Here is an 18,663-nt window from a genome sequence, read left to right as displayed (position 1 = left end):
CATGTCGAAATTTTTTATCGACCGTCCGATTTTCGCCTGGGTGATTGCCCTGGTGATTATGCTGGTCGGGGCTCTATCGATCCTCAAACTGCCGATCAACCAATACCCGAGCATTGCGCCTCCAGCCATTGCGATCTCTGTGACCTACCCGGGCGCGTCTGCACAAACCGTGCAAGACACCGTGGTGCAAGTGATCGAGCAACAGCTCAACGGTATCGATAACCTGCGTTATGTCTCGTCGGAAAGTAACTCCGACGGCAACATGACCATTACCGCGACCTTCGAGCAGGGCACCAGCTCCGATACCGCGCAGGTTCAGGTCCAGAACAAGCTGAACCTGGCCACCCCGCTGCTGCCGCAAGAAGTGCAGCAACAGGGTATCCGCGTGACCAAGTCGGTGAAGAACTTCCTGATGGTCATCGGCGTGGTATCGCGCGACGGCAGCATGACCAAGGACGACCTGTCCAACTACATCGTGTCGAACATGCAGGACCCGATCTCGCGCACAGCCGGTGTCGGTGACTTCCAGGTCTTCGGTGCCCAGTACGCAATGCGGATCTGGCTCGACCCGGCCAAGTTGAACAACTACAACCTGACCCCGGTAGATGTAAAAACCGCCATCGCGGCGCAGAACGTCCAGGTATCGTCCGGTCAACTCGGCGGCTTGCCTGCCCTGCCCGGCCAGCAACTGAACGCTACGATCATCGGCAAGACCCGTCTGCAGACTGCCGAGCAGTTCAAGGCGATTCTGTTGAAGGTCAACAAGGACGGCTCGCAAGTGCGTGTCGGCGACGTTGCGGAAGTCGGTCTGGGCGGTGAAAACTACTCGATCAGCGCCCAGTTCAACGGCGCCCCGGCCTCCGGTCTGGCGGTGAAACTGGCCAACGGCGCCAACGCCCTCGACACCGCAAAAGCCCTGCGCAAGACCATTGACACCCTCAAGCCCTTCTTCCCGGAAGGGATGGAAGTGGTGTTCCCGTACGACACCACCCCGGTGGTGACCGAGTCGATCAAGGGTGTGGTTGAAACCCTGGTCGAAGCGATCGTACTGGTGTTTTTGGTGATGTTCCTGTTCCTGCAAAACTTCCGTGCCACCGTCATCACCACGATGACCGTGCCGGTGGTATTGCTGGGTACGTTCGGGATCCTCGCGGCGTTCGGTTTCAGCATCAACACCCTGACCATGTTCGGTATGGTGTTGGCCATCGGCTTGCTGGTGGACGATGCTATCGTCGTGGTGGAGAACGTCGAACGGGTCATGAGCGAAGAAGGCTTGTCACCCAAGGAGGCCACCAAGAAATCCATGGGTCAGATCCAGGGTGCGCTGGTCGGTATTGCCCTGGTTCTATCGGCGGTACTGCTGCCGATGGCGTTCTTCAGTGGCTCCACCGGTGTGATCTACAAGCAGTTTTCGATCACCATCGTCTCGGCCATGGCCCTGTCGGTACTGGTAGCGTTGATCTTCACCCCGGCGCTCTGCGCCACCATGCTCAAGGCGATTCCAAAAGGTGAGCACGGCACGCCGAAACGCGGCTTCTTCGGCTGGTTCAACCGCAGCTTCGACCGTGGGGTCAAAAGCTACGAGCGTGGCGTGGGCAATATGCTCGCGAACAAGGCGCCGTACTTGCTGGCCTACATCATTATCGTCGTCGGCATGATCTGGCTGTTCACCCGTATTCCAACGGCGTTCCTGCCGGAAGAAGACCAGGGTGTATTGTTTGCCCAGGTGCAGACCCCGGCCGGTTCCAGCTCCCAGCGCACGCAAGTGGTCGTGGACGAAATGCGCGAGTTCCTGCTGCGTCCAAGCAACGAGGGTGGCGAAGGCGATGCGGTGGCCTCGGTGTTTACCGTGACCGGCTTCAACTTCGCCGGCCGTGGTCAGAGTTCGGGTATGGCGTTCATCATGCTCAAACCATGGGACGAACGTAACGCCGACAACAGCGTGTTCAAACTGGCGGCCCGCGCCCAGCAGCACTTCTTTACCTTCCGCGATGCGATGGTGTTTGCCTTCGCCCCGCCAGCGGTACTGGAACTGGGCAACGCCACCGGTTTCGACGTGTTCCTGCAGGACCGCGCCGGTATCGGTCACGACAAGCTGATGGCGGCACGTAACCAGTTCCTCGGCATGGCGGCACAAAGCAAGGTCCTGTCGCAAGTCCGTCCTAACGGCCTGAACGACGAGCCGCAATACCAGCTGGAAATCGACGATGAGAAGGCCAGCGCCCTGGGCGTGACCCTCACCGACATCAACAACACCCTGTCGATTGCCCTGGGCAGTAGCTATGTGAACGACTTCATCGACCGCGGTCGAGTGAAGAAGGTTTACATACAAGGCCTGCCTGGCGCTCGCATGAGCCCCGAAGACCTGAAGAAATGGTATGTGCGCAACAGCGCCGGCACCATGGTTCCGTTCTCGACGTTCGCCAAGGGTGAGTGGATCTACGGTTCGCCGAAACTGGCCCGTTACAACGGCGTGGAAGCGATGGAAATTCTCGGTGCCCCGGCGCCAGGCTATTCCACGGGTGAAGCGATGGCCGAAGTCGAAGCCCTGGCCAAGAAACTGCCGGCCGGTGTCGGTATTTCCTGGACCGGTCTGTCGTACGAGGAACGTCTGTCCGGCTCGCAAGCACCAGCGTTGTACGCCTTGTCGCTGCTGATGGTGTTCCTGTGTCTGGCGGCGTTGTATGAAAGCTGGTCGATCCCGATCGCAGTGATGCTGGTGGTGCCGCTGGGGATTATCGGTGCGCTGATGGCGACCAGCCTGCGCGGCCTGTCCAACGACGTGTACTTCCAGGTGGGGCTGTTGACCACGATCGGTCTGGCGGCGAAAAACGCCATTCTGATCGTCGAGTTCGCCAAGGAACTGCATGAGCAAGGACGTAGCCTGCGCGATGCCGCGATCGAAGCCTGCCGGATGCGTTTGCGACCGATCATCATGACCTCGCTCGCGTTCGTGCTTGGTGTGGTTCCGCTGGCCATTTCCACGGGCGCAGGTTCGGGTAGCCAACATGCGATCGGTACCGGGGTGATTGGCGGTATGATCACGGCCACTGTGCTGGCGATCTTCTGGGTCCCATTGTTCTTCGTCACCGTGTCGTCCATGGGCCAGCGCAAAGTCGCCGACCAGGATGACGCCATTGAACCTTCTAAAGAGGCTGGCTAATGAGCAAGTCGCTACTCTCCATCGCAGTCGCCGCCTTCGTGCTGAGCGGCTGCTCGCTGATACCCGATTATCAGCAGCCTGAAGCGCCGGTGGCGGGCCAATACCCGCAAGGCCCGGCCTATTCGCCGGCCCAGGCGCCTAACCAGGCCGCCGCCGAACAGGGCTGGAAGCAGTTTTTCCATGACCCGGCGCTGCAACAGCTGATTCAGACCGCGCTGGAGAACAACCGTGACCTGCGCGTCGCGGCGCTGAACATCGACGCTTACGCGGCTCAGTACCGCATCCAGCGCGCCGATCTGTTCCCGGCCGTTTCGGCCACTGGCAGCGGCAGCCGTCAGCGAGTTCCGGCACGGTCATCGCAAACCGGTGAAGCGGCCATCAGCAGTTCCTACTCGGCCACCGTCGGCATCAGCGCCTATGAACTCGACCTGTTCGGTCGGGTGCGCAGCCTGAGCGAAGAAGCCCTGCAGAAGTACTTCGCCACTGAAGAGGCGCGCCGCAGCACCCAGATCAGTCTGGTGGCCAGTGTGGCCAATGCCTACCTGACCTGGCAGGCTGACAAGGAGCTGCTGAAACTGACCCAGGAAACCCTCGGCGCCTTCGAGGAGAGCTACAAGCTCACCTCGCGCAGCAACGAAGTGGGCGTAGCCTCGGCGCTGGATCTGGCCCAGTCGCGTACCTCGGTGGAAAACGCCCGTGCACAACAGGCCAAATACACCCGTCAGGTCGCCCAGGATGAAAACAGTCTGGTGCTGCTGCTCGGCACCGGTATCCCGGCCAATCTGCAAGCGGCCAAGCCACTGTCGGACGACCTGCTGAGCGAAGTACCGGCCGGCCTGCCGTCGGACTTGCTGCAACGTCGTCCGGACATCCTTCAGGCCGAGTACAACCTCAAGGCTGCCAACGCCAACATCGGCGCTGCACGGGCTGCGTTCTTCCCGAGCATCAGCCTGACCGCCAATGCCGGCTCCCTGAGCCCGGACCTGTCCGGTCTGTTCAAGGGCGGTTCGGGCACCTGGTTGTTCCAGCCGCAGATCAACCTGCCGATCTTCAACGCCGGCAGCCTGCGCGCCAGCCTGGATTACTCCAAAATCCAGAAAGACATCGGCGTGGCGAACTACGAGAAGTCCATTCAAACGGCCTTCCAGGAAGTCGCCGACGGCCTGGCCGCACGCCAAACCTACACCGAGCAGTTGCAGGCTCAGCGTGACTTCGTCAGCGCCAACCAGGACTACTACCGTTTGGCCGAGCGTCGCTACCGCATCGGTGTCGACAGCAACCTGACCTTCCTCGATGCCCAGCGCCAGCTGTTCAGTGCCCAACAAGCGCTGATCACCGACCGTCTGGCGCAGCTGGTCAGCGCGGTCAATCTGTACAAGGCGTTGGGTGGCGGCTGGAATGAACAGACGGCGAAGAACGAGCCGTTGAAAGAAGAAGCGCCGAAGATGAAGTTGTTCTGATAGCGCGGTAAACACGAAGCCCACCGATTGGTGGGCTTTTTGTTGGCCATCGGAAAAGTTGTATTGACCATGCTGGCCCCATCGCGGGCAAGTCGGACCGCCGCACCGCCACTCCCACAGGTTCAGCGGGGCTCACAGAGTTTGTGTTCGATATGGACACCGCTCAGCGGGCTCACAGAATCTGGGTTCGACACGGACACTGTGGGAGCGGGCTTGCCCGCGATGAGGTCGGTCCCGACACCACAAAGTCCGGATCAATCTTACGTTCGATAATCGCCCAAAACCCGCCCTCCCCCGATTGAACCATTTAGTCCATTTCCCTCACCATCTGTCGTACAAAACCAATAACAACAGGTTCGACACCATGTCCCCGCGCCCTGCCCTGTCCGGCTGACTTCGCCCCCGCTTTTCTGAATTCGAATCTTTTGTCTGCAACCCGAACGTTGCGGCATCGCCCAGTTTTACCTCCAGGAATTAGAGAGACCCGAGCCCATGACGCCTTCCACGCAGTATTTCTTTCCCAGCCTGATCGCCATCGCACTGACCGGCGCGGCCCTGCCCGTCATGGCCGAGGAAGCCGGTTTTGTCGAAGGTGCCAAGGTCAACCTGAACCTGCGCAATTTCTACATCAACCGTAACTTCACCAACCCGACCAAGAGCCAGGGCAAGGCTGAAGAGTGGACGCAAAGTTTCATCCTCGACGCTAAATCCGGGTTCACCCAGGGCACCGTCGGGTTCGGCATGGACGTGTTGGGGTTGTATTCGGTCAAGCTCGACGGCGGCAAAGGCACCGGTGGTACGCAGTTGTTGCCGCTGGATCACGATGGTCGCCCGGCGGATAACTTCGGTCGCACCAACGTAGCGTTCAAGGCCAAGCTGTCCCAGACCGAAGTGAAGGTTGGCGAATGGATGCCGGTGCTGCCGATCCTGCGTTCGGACGACGGTCGCTCGCTGCCGCAAACCTTCCGTGGCGGCCAGATCACCTCGAAGGAAATCGACGGCCTGACCCTCTACGGCGGCCAGTTCCGCGCCAACAGCCCGCGCGACGACAGCAGCATGAACGACATGTCGATGACCGGCAAAACGGCCTTCAAGTCAGACCGCTTCAACTTCCAGGGCGGCGAATACGCCTTCAACGGCAAGCGCACTCAAATCGGCCTGTGGAACGCGGAACTCAAGGACATCTACAGCCAGCAATACGTCAACCTGATCCACACCCAACCGCTGGGCGACTGGACATTCGGCGCCAATCTGGGGTTCTTCTACGGCAAGGATGACGGCAGCGCCCGGGCTGGCGAGCTGGACAACAAGACCTGGTCGGGCCTGTTCTCGGCCAAATATGGCGGCAACACCTTCTACGTCGGCCTGCAAAAACTCACCGGCGACAGTGCCTGGATGCGGGTAAACGGCACCAGCGGCGGCACCTTGGCCAACGACAGCTACAACGCCAGCTACGACAACGCGAAAGAAAAATCCTGGCAACTGCGCCACGACTACAACTTCGCCGCCCTTGGCGTGCCAGGCCTGACCCTGATGAACCGCTACATCAGCGGCGACAACGTACACACCGCAACCACCACCGACGGCAAGGAATGGGGCCGCGAAAGCGAACTGGGCTACACCGTGCAGAGCGGCACGCTCAAAGACCTCAACGTCAAATGGCGCAACTCGACCATTCGCCGCGACTTCAACAACAACGAGTTCGACGAGAACCGTTTGATCGTCAGCTATCCGATCAGTCTGCTGTAAACACAAAAAATGTGGGAGCGGGCTTCTGTGGCGAGGGGGCTTGCCCCCGTTGGGGCGCGAAGCGGCCCCCAAAGCTTTGCGACTGCTTCGCAGCCGAACGGGGGCAAGCCCCCTCGCCACAGAAGCTCGCTCCCACAGGGATTGTGGTGAACAGTTACTCCCGCGATTCAACCCCCAACTCATCCCACACCGACTCGGCCAAATGGAAGGTCGCGTTGGCCGCCGGGATGCCGCAGTAGATTGCGCTCTGCATGATCACTTCCTTGATCTCGCCGCGGGTCACGCCGTTGTTGGCGGCGGCGCGCAGGTGCAGTTTGAGTTCTTCGTTGCGGTTCATGCCGATCAGCATGGCGATGGTGATCAGGCTGCGGGTATGACGCGGCAAGCCTGGACGGGTCCAGATGTCGCCCCAGGCGTGGCGGGTGATCATCTCCTGGAACTCCGAGTTGAACTCGGTCAACGCATTCAGGCTGCGGTCGACATGGGCGTCACCCAGGACCGCGCGACGGACATTCAAGCCCTCGTCGTAACGTTGTTTCTCGTCCACAACAATCCCCTCAATGAGCTGACAAAAACGCCACTACCCGGTCGCTGAAGGCAGCGCCGGCCTGGACGTTGGACAGGTGCGCGGCGTAAAACTCGGCGTACTCGGCGCCCCGCACATGTTCCTGAATGAAATGCCCGCCGGACGGCGGCGTCACCGCGTCTTCGGTGCCAGCGATCACCAGCAGCGGCACCTGAATCAAGGACAACTGATCACGGAAATCAGCATCGCGCACCGCCGCACAATTAGCCGCGTAACCTTCAGGCGAAGTGGCCGCGAGCATGTCGGTAATCTTCTTGGCTATAGCAGGATTGGCCTCGGAAAAGTCTGGAGTGAACCAGCGCGCAATCGATGCATCGCGCAGGGCAACCATTGCCGTCGCGCCGTCACGCAGCACCGTTTCGATCCGTGGATTCCACACCGACGGATCGCCGATTTTCGCCGCGGTGTTGCACACGATCAGTTTGTTCAATCGCTGACCGGCATTGATTCCCAGCCACTGGCCGATCAACCCGCCCATGGACAAACCACAGAAATGTGCGCGTTCGATGTGCAAGGCATCCAGCAACGCCAGCACGTCGTGGCCCAATTGTTCGATGCTGTACGGCCCCGGCGTCACCAACGACTGGCCGTGGCCACGGGTGTCAAAACGCAGCACGCGAAAATGCTCGGTGAGCGCCGGGATCTGCGCGTCCCACATGTGCAGGTTGGTGCCCAGCGAGTTGGACAGCACCAGCACCGGCGCATCGACCGGCCCATCGAGTTGGTAATGCAGTTCGCCCTCGGCGAGTTGTACGAATGCCACGGCAGTCTCCTTCAAAAGGTCAACGCAAAATGTTCAGCCACCGCTCGCTCGACCCAGGTATGGGCCTGACCGAGGTAATGGGCAGGGTCCAGCAGACGATCGAGTTCAGCGTCCGACAGCTCGGCAGTCACCTGCGGCTCGTCGCCGAGTATCGCGCGCAGATGACGTTGCTCGGCCACTGCGCGCTTGCAGCATTGCTCCAGCAGATGGTGCGCGGTGTCGCGACCGACCCGCTGCGCCAGGACGATGCTCACGGCTTCGGCCAACACCAGGCCCTGGGTCAAGTCGAGGTTGCGCGTCATTCGCATCGCGTCCACTTCCAGTCCGTCGGCCACCAACAGCGCTTGCTGCAGGCTGCCTGACACCAAACAGCAGATCTCCGGCAGGGTTTCCCATTCGGCATGCCACAGGCCCAGGCTGCGTTCGTGCTCCTGCGGCATCGCGCTGAACAAGGTCGAGAGCAAACCCGGCACCCGCGTCGCCGCGCCGATCAGCACCGCTGCGCCCACCGGGTTGCGTTTGTGCGGCATGGTCGAAGAACCGCCCTTGCCCGGTGCCGACGGCTCGAACACTTCGCCGGCCTCGGTCTGCATCAACAGGCTGATGTCGCGACCGAGTTTGCCGAGGCTGCCGGCGATCAATCCAAGCACCGCGCCGAACTCCACCAGACGATCACGCTGGGTGTGCCAGGGTTGATCCGGCAAGGTCAGTTGCAGTTCTGCGGCCAAGGCTTCGGCAATCGGCATCGCCTGCTCGCCAAGAGCCGCGAGGGTGCCGGAGGCGCCGCCGAATTGCAGCACCAACAGGCGCGGTTTGAGTTCCAGCAGACGCTGACGGCTGCGCGTCACCGCGCCCAGCCAACCGGCGATTTTCATGCCGAGGGTGACGGGCGTCGCGTGTTGCAACCAAGTGCGCCCGGCCAGCGGCGTGGCGACGTAACGCCAGGCCTGGGTCGCGAGGGTTTCCCCCAGTTGCGCCAGATCAGCTTCGATCAATTCAAGCGCGCGGCGCAGTTGCAGCACCAGGCCAGTGTCCATCACGTCCTGACTGGTCGCGCCCAGATGCACGTAGCGCTCGGCTTCGGCATCGTTCTTGGCGATCTGCTTGCCCAATGCCTTGACCAGCGGAATCGCCGAATTCCCCGCCGTGGCAATCGCCTCACCAAGCGCGGCGAAGTCGTAATGCTCGGCCCGACACGCCGCTTCGATAGACGCGACAGCCGTCTGCGGAATCAGCCCGACCCGCGCCTCGGCCCGGGCCAGTGCCGCTTCGAAATCGAGCATGGCCTGAACCCGGCCCTGATCACAGAACACCTCACGCATGTCGCGTGCCGTGAAGTAGGCATCGAACAATTGATTGCCCGGTCGCTGATTCATAAACAGTCCTTGCAGGCGAGGGCCGGTCCGGCCCCCGCGTAAAGATCAAAGGTCGTTTTGCAAATACTTCGCCTGTTTCGGCAGGCGCAGGCTGAACAGGAACGCGACCGCCATCATCACCGTCACGTACCAATAGAACGAGTTTTCCATGCCCCCGGCTTTAAGGCTCAGCGCCACATACTCCGCCGAACCGCCGAAGATTGCATTGGCCACCGCATACGCCAGGCCGACGCCCAAGGCGCGCACCTCTGGCGGGAACATTTCGGCTTTCACCAGACCGCTGATCGAGGTGTAGAAACTCACGATTGCCAGCGCCAAGGTAATCAGGACAAAGGCCAGGAACGGACTGCTGACACTTTTCAGGCTCAACAGGATCGGTACGGTGGACAACGTCCCGAGGGCGCCGAACCACAGCATCGAATTGCGCCGGCCGATCTTGTCGGCGAGCATGCCGAAGAACGGTTGCATGCACATATAAAGGAACAACGCGCCGGTCATGATGTAGCTCGCGGTCTTGGCGTGCATGCCGGCGGTATTCACCAGGTACTTCTGCATGTACGTGGTGAAGGTGTAGAAAATCAGCGAGCCACCAGCGGTGTAACCCAGCACGGTAATGAAGGCTGCCTTGTGATCACGGAACAGCGCACGGACACTACCGGCGTCCTTGTTTTCGCGCATTTCCTTGCTACTGGTTTCCTTGAGCGCACGACGCAGGAACAACGAAATCAATGCCGCAGCCGCACCGACCACGAACGGAATTCGCCAGCCATAGGCACGCAATTCATCCTCGCTGAGGAACTGTTGCAGGACCACCACCAGCGACACCGCCAGCAACTGCCCGCCAATCAGCGTGACGTACTGGAATGAAGCAAAGAAACCGCGCTGGCCCTTGAGGGCGACTTCGCTCATGTAGGTCGCGGTGGTGCCGTACTCGCCGCCCACCGACAAGCCCTGCAGCAAACGCGCGAACAACAGCATGATCGGCGCCCAGACCCCGATGCTGTTGTAGGTCGGCAGACAGGCGATGAGCAACGAACCGAAGCACATCATCAGAATCGAGATCATCATCGAATTCTTGCGCCCGTGTTTGTCCGCCACCCGACCAAAGATCCAGCCGCCAATGGGCCGCATCAGAAACCCGGCAGCGAATACGCCTGCCGTGTTCACCAGCTGCACCGTAGGGTTGTCGGAGGGGAAAAACGCCGGAGCGAAATAGATTGCGCAGAAGGCGTAGACGTAAAAGTCGAACCATTCAACCAGGTTGCCGGACGAGGCGCCGACAATCGCAAAGATCCTTTTATTGCGTTCTTCACGGGTGTAGAGCGCTGTGAGGGTTGTCATTGTTTTTCACTCTTTTGGGGACCGTGAGAGTCTAGACACACTTTGCAACAATCCCGTTCCGCAGATGCATAACCTGAGAGCAATGCAATCTCTGTGGCGAGGGAGCTTGCTCCCGCTCGGCTGCGAAGCAGTCGTAAAACCGGTTGGCGCGGTTTGCCTGATGCATCCTGTCTGCCGGGTTTGGGCTTGCTTCGCAAGCCAGCGGGAGCAAGCTCCCTCGCCACAAGAGCAACGATCACTCAATAATCGAAGAACACCGTCTCGGCATCCGTCCCCTGCAGAATCACATTCCACTGATAAACACCCGCAGCATCCTGCTTCGCCAGCAAGGTCCCGCGGCGTTCGGCAGGCACGCACTCCAGCAGCGGATCGGCGACGTTGGCCGGTTCACCATCAAAGTAAATCCGCGTCAGCAAGTGCTTCACCAACCCGCGAGCAAACACCAGCACCACCAAATGCGGCGCCTGGGTCGTGCCCTTCAAGCCTTCCACTGTGCCCGGTTTGATCGTGGTAAAGCGGAAGCGCCCTTGCGCATCCACCGGCACCCGGCCAAACCCTTCGAAGTTCGGGTCCAGGGGTTTGTCCTGATCGTCTTCTGGGTGGTCGTACTTGCCGGCGGCGTTGGCCTGCCAGACTTCCAGCATGGCGTCGTTGACGAAGTCGCCATTGCCATCGACGACTTGCCCGGTGATCGCCACGCGCTCGCCCAGGGTCTGCGCAACGGTCAGGTCTTCGCGGTTCAGCCAGGTCAGGCCGATGTGGTAATACGGCCCGACGGTGTGGGACGTGGTCGCGTTCAGCGTCATCTTATTTCTCCATCGGCGTGGCTTCGCGGCCGCGCAAGACGATGTCCCAGCGATAACCGAGGGCGTAGGAAGGGATGGTTTTTTCCAGGTCGAAACTGGCGATCAAACGCTCTTTGGCACTCGTATCAGGCACGCAGTTGTAGATCGGGTCGTAGGCCAGCAACGGGTCGCCCGGGAAATACATCTGGGTCACCAGGCGCGTGAGAATACTCGGCCCGAACAGTGAGAAATGGATGTGCGCCGGGCGCCAGGCGTTGTGATGGTTACCCCACGGATAGGCGCCGGGCTTGATGGTCTGGAACTGGTACCAGCCATCGGCGTCGGTCACGGTGCGGCCGGTGCCGGTGAAGTTCGGGTCCAGCGGCGCGTCGTGCAGGTCGCGCGCATGGTTGTAACGACCGGCGGCGTTGGCCTGCCAGATCTCCACCAGAATTCCCGGCACCGGCAGACCGTTTTCATCCAGCACACGGCCGTGGATGATGATCCGTTCACCCAGTGGTTCGCCCTGATGCTGAGCGGTCAGGTCGTTGTCCTGCTCCTGGATGCGATCGGCGCCAATGGTCGGGCCGGTGATTTCCGACAGCGAATGAGGCAAAAACACCAACGGCTTGGACGGCGAGCGAAGGTTGGTGGATTGATAAGGAGGGTGCAGGTATTCCGGCTGAGTGCCCGCCTGTGGGCGACGGTAACCAGGTTTGTCAGTCATTGCGCTTTCCTCAGTTCTTATTAGTCGACGCTTTTAATTCACAGCCAGCGTGTCAGACCCGTTCGATCGCCAAGGCCAGACCTTGTCCGACACCGACGCACATGGTTGCCAGGCCTTTCTTGCCACCGGTCTTTTCCAGTTGATGCAGCGCGGTCAGTACCAAGCGTGCACCGCTCATACCCAGCGGATGGCCCAAGGCAATGGCGCCACCGTTCGGGTTGACCTGGGCCGCGTCATCCGCCAATCCCAGTTCACGCAGCACGGCCAAGCCCTGGCTGGCGAAGGCTTCGTTGAGTTCAATCACGTCGAAATCGCTGACCGCCAGGCCCAGGCGCTCAGTCAATTTGCGCACCGCGGGCACCGGGCCGATGCCCATCACACGAGGCGCGACACCGGCACTCGACATGCCCAGCACTTTGGCGCGGGCGGTCAGGCCGTGTTTTTTTACGGCGTCGCCGGAGGCCAGAATCAACGCCGCCGCACCATCGTTCACGCCGGAAGCGTTGCCGGCAGTAACGGTTTTGTCCGGGCCATTGACCGGTTTGAGTTTGGCCAGGGTTTCCAATGTCGTGTCAGCGCGGGGATGCTCATCCTGCGTGACCACGCTTTCACCCTTCTTGTGGGCAATGCGCACTTCGACGATTTCTTCGGCAAAAAAACCTGCAGCTTGTGCGGCGGCCGTGCGTTGCTGACTGCGCAGGGCGAAAGCATCCTGATCGGCGCGGGAAACCTGGTAATCGTCGGCGACGTTATCGGCAGTCTGCGGCATCGCATCCACGCCGTACTGGGCTTTCATCAACGGGTTGATAAAACGCCAGCCGATGGTGGTGTCCTCCAGCTTCATGTTGCGCGAGAACGCCGCATCGGCCTTGCCCATCACGAACGGCGCACGGGACATCGACTCGACGCCGCCGGCTATCGCCAACTCCATCTCGCCGCTGGCGATGGCCCGGAACGCCGTGCCGATCGCATCCATGCCCGAAGCGCACAGGCGATTGAGGGTGACCCCGGGAATGGTTTCCGGCAGGCCCGCCAGCAGCAATGCCATGCGCGCCACGTTGCGGTTGTCTTCGCCGGCCTGGTTGGCGCAGCCGAGAAACACCTCGTCCACCGCGTTCCAGTCCACCGAGGGGTTGCGCGCCATCAGCGCCTTGATCGGCACGGCGGCCAGGTCGTCGGCGCGAACCGCCGACAGACCGCCGCCGAAACGGCCGATGGGGGTGCGAATGGCGTCGCAGATATAAACGTCACGCATCAGGCTTCTCCGGGTGTTTGGCCGTGGGCCGCAGCGGTGCGGGCTTCCAGATCGCGCAGCGCGGTCAGCTCGACATCGGTTGGCTCGGCGGTGTTTTCCACCTGATCGGCGAAGCGAATCGCCCAACCGGTGGCGGCGATCACTTGCTCGCGGGTCACGCCTGGGTGCAGCGCGGTCACCACGAATTCATGGGTATCAGCTTCGGGCTCCATGATGCACAGGTCGGTAATGATGCCGACAGGACCGGCGCCCGGCAGGCCGAGACGCTTACGTGAATCACCGCCCTCGCCATGACCGACCGAGGTGATGAAGTCGAGTTTGTCGACAAAGGAACGCGCCGACTGTTTGAGGATGATCAGCACACTCTTGGCGGAACCGGCGATTTCCGGCGCGCCACCGGCACCCGGCAGGCGAACTTTCGGTTGATGGTAGTCACCCACCACCGTGGTGTTGATGTTACCGAAGCGGTCGACTTGCGCGGCGCCGAGGAAACCGACGTCGATGCGCCCGCCCTGCAACCAGTAGCGAAAAATCTCACCGGTCGGGACGACAGTGTCGGCGGTTTCCGCCAGTTCACCGTCACCGATCGACAGCGGCAATACGCTCGGCTTGGCACCGATCGGACCCGATTCATAGATCAGGACTACATCTGGCGAGGAAGTCAGACGTGCCAGGTTGGCGGCTTTCGACGGCAGGCCGATGCCGACGAAGCACACCGAACCGTTTTTCAGACGGCGGGCGGCGGCAACGGTCATCATTTCATTGGTGGTGTAAGTCATTACTTGGCCTCCGAAGCAGCGGCCAGCTTGGCCTGGAACTCGCTGAAATCAGCACTACCGTGGATGTACTCGTTGATCCACGCGGTGAAGGTTTCACGGTCGCGGGCAATCGGGTCCCAGGCCTGGTAGAAACGGTTGTCGCGTTCGGTGTAACCGAGGGCGTAGGACGGATGCGCGCCACCCGGTACATGGCAGACCGCGCTCAAGGCCCAGGTCGGCAGCACGCAAGCGTTCATCGGGGCGTTGAGGTCGTCGACAATTTCTTCAACAGTGACGATGCAGCGCTTGGCGGCCAGCGCGGCTTCTTTCTGCACGCCGAGAATGCCCCAAAGCAGCACGTTGCCTTTGCGGTCGGCTTTCTGCGCGTGAATCACGGTGATGTCCGGGCGCACCGACGGCACCGCCGCCAGCACTTCGCCGGTGAACGGGCACGTGACGGTTTTGATCAACGGGTTGACCTTTGGCAGGTCGGAGCCAGCGTAGGCACGCAGCACCGCAAACGGTAAGCCCGAAGCGCCCGCGACGTAGGCATTGGCCAGGTCGGCGTGGCTGTGTTCTTCGATTTCCAGCGCATGTGGCCACTGCCTTTCGACCGCGTCACGCAGACGGTGCAGCGAGCCCACGCCCGGGTTGCCGCCCCAGGAGAAAATCAGCTTGCGAGCACAACCGGCACCGATCAATTGGTCATAGATCAAGTCGGGCGTCATCCGCACCAGGGTCAGATCTTTCTTGCCCTGACGGATGATTTCGTGACCGGCCGCCGTAGGAATCAGGTGAGTAAAGCCTTCGAGCGCGACGGTATCGCCGTCGTTGACGAACTGCTTTACCGCGTCATGCAGCGAAAGGATTTCAGCCATGGGGCAGGCTCCCGTTTTGTTATGAACCGACAGTGGTAGAAAAAGGCGCGAGGTTCAGCGCCGGAATGACTGAAGAGTAAGCCCCTGGAAAAACCCAAACAATCCGATAATCGACTGAGTGTTCGTTTATCGAACAGATTGTTGTCTCCCTACCGATCCCTAAAAGCATCGCGGACAAGCCCGCTCCCACAGGTTGATGCGCAATCCTTGTGGGAGCGGGCTTGCCCGCGAAGAGGCCATCAGACTCGCTAAAGAATCTGAAACCCGTCCTCAGGTCGCATCCGCATGGCTGACCATGCCCTTGATCACCACCGCCGTGGTTGCCAATGCGGCTGGAATCACCAGCGCCGTCAGCACCTGTTCGAAATTCCAGCCCAGACCCAGCAACATTGCGCCCATCCACGCACCGAGGATCGCGCCGAAGCGGCCAATCCCGAGCATCCACGACACACCGGTCGCCCGCCCTTGAGTCGGGTAGAACCGCGCCGCCAGCGACGGCATCGCCGATTGCGCGCCGTTGACACACATCCCGGCCACCAACACCAGGGTTGCCAGCAACGTGATGTTGCCCAGGCTCTGCCCTACCGCGTAGGCAAACACCCCGGCGAATAAGTAGAAAATGCCGATGACCTTGTGCGGATTGAATCGATCCATCGCCCAGCCCACACCCACTGCGCTCAACACCCCACCGAACTGGAACAGCGCACCAATGAATGCGGCCTGCTCCATGCTCGCGCCGCTGTCGCGCATCAGCGTCGGCAGCCAACTGGTCAGCAAGTAAACGATCACCAGGCCCATGAAGTACGTCAGCCACAGCAACAACGTGCCGGTGCTGTAAGTGCCGGAGAAGATCACCGCAAACACATTGCGCGCCTTCACGGTTTTCTGTTCCGGCACGCTGAAGCTCGAAGCCTGAGCCACCACCGTCGGGTCGATCGGCGCCAAGGCCTTGCGCACTTTGTCCGTGCCGCGATTGCGCACCACCAGATAGCGCGCCGATTCCGGCAACCAGAACAGCAAGACGACGGCGAGGATCAACGGCAGAATTCCGCCGATCATCAACAGACTGTGCCAGCCGAAGGCCGGGATCAGTTTGGCCGAGATGAATCCGCCCCCAGCCATGCCAAGGTTGAAGCCACAAAACATGCTGGTCACCAGCAGGGATTTCTTGCGCTCCGGGGTGTATTCGGACAGCAGCGTGGTGGCGTTCGGCATGCCGGCGCCCAGACCCAGACCGGTGAGGAAACGCAGTACCAGCAACTGATCGACGTTGGTGCTGTAGGCCGACGCCAGGCTGAAAGCGCCAAACAACAATACCGCGCCCACCAGTACGACTTTTCGCCCGAATCGGTCAGCCAACGGGCCGGAACCCAAAGCGCCGAAGACCATGCCGATCAACGCCGCACTCATCACCGGGCCGAGACTGGCGCGATCGATGCCCCAGTCCTGGGACAGTGCAGGCGCGATAAAACCCATGGCCGCGGTGTCGAGGCCATCGAGGAAAACAATCAGGAAACATAGAATCACCACCCGCCATTGGTAGCGCGAAATGGGTTGAGCGTTGATGAAGGACTGCACGTCGAGGCAGTTTCCTACGGCAGACTGAGGCTGGTTCATTATTTTTATTCCACGCAAAGAACGCAGTCGAACAAGTGCCAGCCAGGGCTGACGCTGTCACTAGAAAAGGAGGTCGGGATCAGGCGATTCGGTTTCGGCAGCTAAACCGGCGGGAACAGCGACAGTCGGGAAACGTGCGCATGACGATGCCTCTTCTCATTATTATTGGGGCGTGGTCCGGCGGCTGACTGAAGGCCAACAGTGCCGGATGACGCTGCCGCGACATTAATGATCCAAGGGAAAGAGCGTCAATTCGATAAACGCGACTCTGTGCGTTTATCGAACAGCTTAGGCGAAGAGTTGCGCGCTCAGGTCACGACTGGCGCTTAGCAGACCGGGCAAGAAACGCTGTTCCAGCTCGCTGCGACTGACCCGGCCGGCGTGGGTGCTGACGTTTAACGCCGCCACTACTTGGCCGGAAGCGTCGTACACCGGAACGGCAATCGAGCGCAGGCCCTGCTCCAATTCCTGATCGACGATGCACCAGCCTTGTTGCCGTACCTCTTGCAGGCATTCGAGCAACGCCTCGGGGGTATGCAACGTGCGACTGGTCTTGGCTTGCAGCTCTGCATGGTCGAGGTATTCGCGCAGTGACGTGTCGTCCAGCGCGGCGAGAAGAATTCTGCCCATGGACGTGCAATAGGCCGGTAAACGTCCACCCACCGAGAGGTCGACGGAAATCAGCCGCTGGGTGGTCGCCGAGCGCGCGATGTACAAAATGTCATCGCCTTCCAGCGTGGCCATGTTGCAGGCCTCATGCAGTTGCTCGCTCATGCGGTCCAGGTACGGCTGGGCAGAAACCGCCAATGGCGTCGACGACAAATAGGCATGGCCCAGGGTCAGTACTTTGGGCAGCAGCGAATAGGTGCGCCCGTCGGTGGTGGCGTAGCCGAGCTTGATCAGGGTATGCAGGCAACGTCGCACTGCGGCGCGAGGAATTTCCGTGCGATGGCTGATCTGCGCAATGGTCAGGTGCCGCTTGCGCTCCTGGAACGCTTGCACCACCGCCAGACCACGGGCCAGGGAGGTCATGAAATCCGGGTCACCGGTCAAGGCCTGGATTCGCTTGGCGGGCGAGGCAACGATCGGCGGTGCCACTGAAGCGAAGGAATTGCGCATTTGATCGTTCATATCAGTTGTTTCCCACACGGATCAGCGACTATTACAAGCGGCTCCCGGCCTGACACACAAGCCACCGGCCACCAAGATTGGGCGATTATCGAACCGCAGGCCGATAATCGCAATCGATGGTTGCTTAGGGTGAGTCATACTGCTTTCACTCCTCATGCAATACGATTGTTATTTTTGGTCACTCATTTAAAGAAGCACAGGTGTACTAATTCATTCGGCTTAATGGCGCCAGAAAGTCACCACCGTAACTGGCATCACCTGCACCGTAGTTACCGGTAAAGTTTGCGAGTAACAAAACAATCACACACGAGGAACTACTTTTAACTCTCAAGAGATAGTGTTCTTCGGATCGACCGCTATAATGCATCTCAGTGGCGAGCGGTTTTTTACGTGCCGACTCTGCCAACCGGCAGCGCAATATCCATTGCCGCTGTCCGCAGCAAGCGCCTGACGCTCATTTCATATGCACCGCCAACGCGCTCGCTGAAACAGGAGACTGATGCTACGTCAGCTGTTTTTCTCTGGTGCCGTGGCCGCCTGCAACAAGGACGAATTGATTACTCCGAGGGAACGATGCCGTGTCAGGCATTGTCCCTTCAACGAGCGTGGTCAATAAATCGATGCAGCGCGTTTCACCAGAATTAATCTCAACTCAATCAGGTAGCACTGTGACGAAAGACGAACTGCGCGCGGAACTTGAGCGCCAGGAACAACGTTACAAGGAAGTTTACGGCGGGGAAGTCACCACCTACGCCGCTCAGCCCGAACCCGAACGCAAACCCTGGCGTAAACGCGCCACCGTTCAGGACCAGGCCTTCTCCCAGGAATTGCAGAAGATGGAAAAGGAACTCAAAGCCGAAGAGCCATGACTGCCTCGGCTTGAATCCTTTCAAGAGCCTGCGCCCGCACCCGTTAAAAGCGGGTTGTATGGATGATGCTTTTCGCGCCCGCTACAAGCGGGCAGCGGTCCTCCTCATCCGTTGGATGAGGCAAATGGCTCATGTCTGACCCTTTTCCGAGAAATTTCACACAACGCGTTCAAGCCTCTCGCCTCGCAGGGAGAAACCCTTGTGG

The 18,663-nt window shown here is 60.4% G+C and carries 15 protein-coding genes; 4 read left to right on the top strand and 11 right to left on the bottom strand.

Going from position 1 to position 18,663, the window contains the following annotated elements; translation table 11 throughout:
• The first annotated feature begins 1 nt into the window (after window position 1).
• The 3 genes from emhB to ACZ3HH_RS13370 all read left to right on the top strand — a co-directional run bounded on the left by emhB (window position 2) and on the right by ACZ3HH_RS13370 (window position 6,372).
• A complete protein-coding gene (emhB, locus tag ACZ3HH_RS13380; protein ID WP_465805220.1) occupies window positions 2-3,163 on the top strand; it encodes an efflux RND transporter permease subunit EmhB in 3,162 nt (1,053 codons plus the stop codon).
• Complete coding sequence (emhC, locus tag ACZ3HH_RS13375; RefSeq protein WP_465805218.1) at window positions 3,163-4,623, top strand: efflux RND transporter outer membrane subunit EmhC; 1,461 nt, start codon at window positions 3,163-3,165, stop codon at window positions 4,621-4,623. Before emhB ends, emhC begins: the two co-directional genes overlap by 1 nt.
• Before the next feature lie 492 nt (window positions 4,624-5,115).
• Window positions 5,116-6,372, top strand: coding sequence for an OprD family porin (locus tag ACZ3HH_RS13370; protein ID WP_465805216.1), 1,257 nt, complete (start codon window positions 5,116-5,118; stop codon window positions 6,370-6,372).
• 154 nt (window positions 6,373-6,526) lie between these two features.
• On the opposite strand, the gene pcaC is transcribed toward ACZ3HH_RS13370, so the two are convergent.
• The 11 genes from pcaC to pcaR form a co-directional block, all read right to left on the bottom strand.
• On the bottom strand, window positions 6,527-6,919 hold the full coding sequence (pcaC, locus tag ACZ3HH_RS13365) for a 4-carboxymuconolactone decarboxylase (RefSeq protein ID WP_008005892.1): 393 nt from the start codon (window positions 6,917-6,919) through the stop codon (window positions 6,527-6,529).
• 10 nt (window positions 6,920-6,929) lie between these two features.
• Window positions 6,930-7,721 carry a 3-oxoadipate enol-lactonase gene (gene pcaD / locus ACZ3HH_RS13360; RefSeq protein ID WP_465805214.1) on the bottom strand — a complete coding sequence of 264 codons (792 nt, stop codon included), beginning with the start codon at window positions 7,719-7,721 and terminating at the stop codon, window positions 6,930-6,932.
• 11 nt (window positions 7,722-7,732) lie between these two features.
• Window positions 7,733-9,097, bottom strand: coding sequence for a 3-carboxy-cis,cis-muconate cycloisomerase (locus ACZ3HH_RS13355; protein WP_465805212.1), 1,365 nt, complete (start codon window positions 9,095-9,097; stop codon window positions 7,733-7,735).
• A 45-nt stretch (window positions 9,098-9,142) separates the two neighbouring features.
• On the bottom strand, window positions 9,143-10,438 hold the full coding sequence (locus ACZ3HH_RS13350) for an MFS family transporter (protein WP_465805211.1): 1,296 nt from the start codon (window positions 10,436-10,438) through the stop codon (window positions 9,143-9,145).
• 239 nt (window positions 10,439-10,677) lie between these two features.
• Window positions 10,678-11,244: a protocatechuate 3,4-dioxygenase subunit alpha gene (gene pcaG, locus ACZ3HH_RS13345; protein ID WP_465805209.1), complete on the bottom strand. Its 567-nt coding sequence runs from the start codon at window positions 11,242-11,244 to the stop codon at window positions 10,678-10,680.
• 1 nt (window position 11,245) lies between these two features.
• Window positions 11,246-11,950 (bottom strand): protocatechuate 3,4-dioxygenase subunit beta, encoded by a 705-nt coding sequence (pcaH, locus tag ACZ3HH_RS13340; protein ID WP_465805207.1) that lies wholly within the window; start codon window positions 11,948-11,950, stop codon window positions 11,246-11,248.
• Window positions 11,951-12,002: 52 nt separating this feature from the next.
• Entirely contained in the window at window positions 12,003-13,208 is a 1,206-nt protein-coding gene (pcaF, locus tag ACZ3HH_RS13335) for a 3-oxoadipyl-CoA thiolase (protein ID WP_465805360.1), read from the bottom strand.
• Window positions 13,205-13,984, bottom strand: a complete 780-nt coding sequence (locus tag ACZ3HH_RS13330) for a CoA-transferase subunit beta (protein WP_310659743.1) — start codon at window positions 13,982-13,984, stop codon at window positions 13,205-13,207. Before ACZ3HH_RS13330 ends, pcaF begins: the two co-directional genes overlap by 4 nt.
• A complete protein-coding gene (locus ACZ3HH_RS13325; protein WP_465805205.1) occupies window positions 13,984-14,841 on the bottom strand; it encodes a CoA transferase subunit A in 858 nt (285 codons plus the stop codon). Before ACZ3HH_RS13325 ends, ACZ3HH_RS13330 begins: the two co-directional genes overlap by 1 nt.
• A 270-nt stretch (window positions 14,842-15,111) precedes the next feature.
• On the bottom strand, window positions 15,112-16,458 hold the full coding sequence (pcaK, locus tag ACZ3HH_RS13320; RefSeq protein WP_465805203.1) for a 4-hydroxybenzoate transporter PcaK: 1,347 nt from the start codon (window positions 16,456-16,458) through the stop codon (window positions 15,112-15,114).
• Window positions 16,459-16,746: 288 nt separating this feature from the next.
• On the bottom strand, window positions 16,747-17,589 hold the full coding sequence (gene pcaR, locus ACZ3HH_RS13315) for a pca regulon transcriptional regulator PcaR (RefSeq protein ID WP_007903845.1): 843 nt from the start codon (window positions 17,587-17,589) through the stop codon (window positions 16,747-16,749).
• 668 nt (window positions 17,590-18,257) lie between these two features.
• Between pcaR and ACZ3HH_RS13310 the strand changes: the two genes are divergently transcribed.
• The gene (locus ACZ3HH_RS13310; protein WP_007903846.1) at window positions 18,258-18,458 is read left to right on the top strand and encodes a hypothetical protein; all 201 of its coding nucleotides are present in this window, start codon (window positions 18,258-18,260) and stop codon (window positions 18,456-18,458) included.
• The last annotated feature ends 205 nt before the right edge of the window (window positions 18,459-18,663 follow it).

Source organism: Pseudomonas sp. PME37.24/025 (assembly GCF_055556615.1).
Note: the sequence above shows the minus strand (reverse complement) of the source record. Positions and strands in the feature narration are given on the sequence as shown.

What these genes read in the sequence shown, in the direction of transcription:
- emhB (WP_465805220.1), top strand. Translation starts at nt 2, where the DNA reads ATGTCGAAATTTTTTATCGACCGTCCGATTTTCGCCTGGGTGATTGCC.
- emhC (WP_465805218.1), top strand. Translation starts at nt 3,163, where the DNA reads ATGAGCAAGTCGCTACTCTCCATCGCAGTCGCCGCCTTCGTGCTGAGC.
- ACZ3HH_RS13370 (WP_465805216.1), top strand. Translation starts at nt 5,116, where the DNA reads ATGACGCCTTCCACGCAGTATTTCTTTCCCAGCCTGATCGCCATCGCA.
- ACZ3HH_RS13355 (WP_465805212.1), bottom strand. Translation starts at nt 9,097, where the DNA reads ATGAATCAGCGACCGGGCAATCAATTGTTCGATGCCTACTTCACGGCA.
- ACZ3HH_RS13350 (WP_465805211.1), bottom strand. Translation starts at nt 10,438, where the DNA reads ATGACAACCCTCACAGCGCTCTACACCCGTGAAGAACGCAATAAAAGG.
- pcaG (WP_465805209.1), bottom strand. Translation starts at nt 11,244, where the DNA reads ATGACGCTGAACGCGACCACGTCCCACACCGTCGGGCCGTATTACCAC.
- pcaH (WP_465805207.1), bottom strand. Translation starts at nt 11,950, where the DNA reads ATGACTGACAAACCTGGTTACCGTCGCCCACAGGCGGGCACTCAGCCG.
- ACZ3HH_RS13330 (WP_310659743.1), bottom strand. Translation starts at nt 13,984, where the DNA reads ATGACTTACACCACCAATGAAATGATGACCGTTGCCGCCGCCCGCCGT.
- ACZ3HH_RS13325 (WP_465805205.1), bottom strand. Translation starts at nt 14,841, where the DNA reads ATGGCTGAAATCCTTTCGCTGCATGACGCGGTAAAGCAGTTCGTCAAC.
- pcaK (WP_465805203.1), bottom strand. Translation starts at nt 16,458, where the DNA reads ATGAACCAGCCTCAGTCTGCCGTAGGAAACTGCCTCGACGTGCAGTCC.
- pcaR (WP_007903845.1), bottom strand. Translation starts at nt 17,589, where the DNA reads ATGAACGATCAAATGCGCAATTCCTTCGCTTCAGTGGCACCGCCGATC.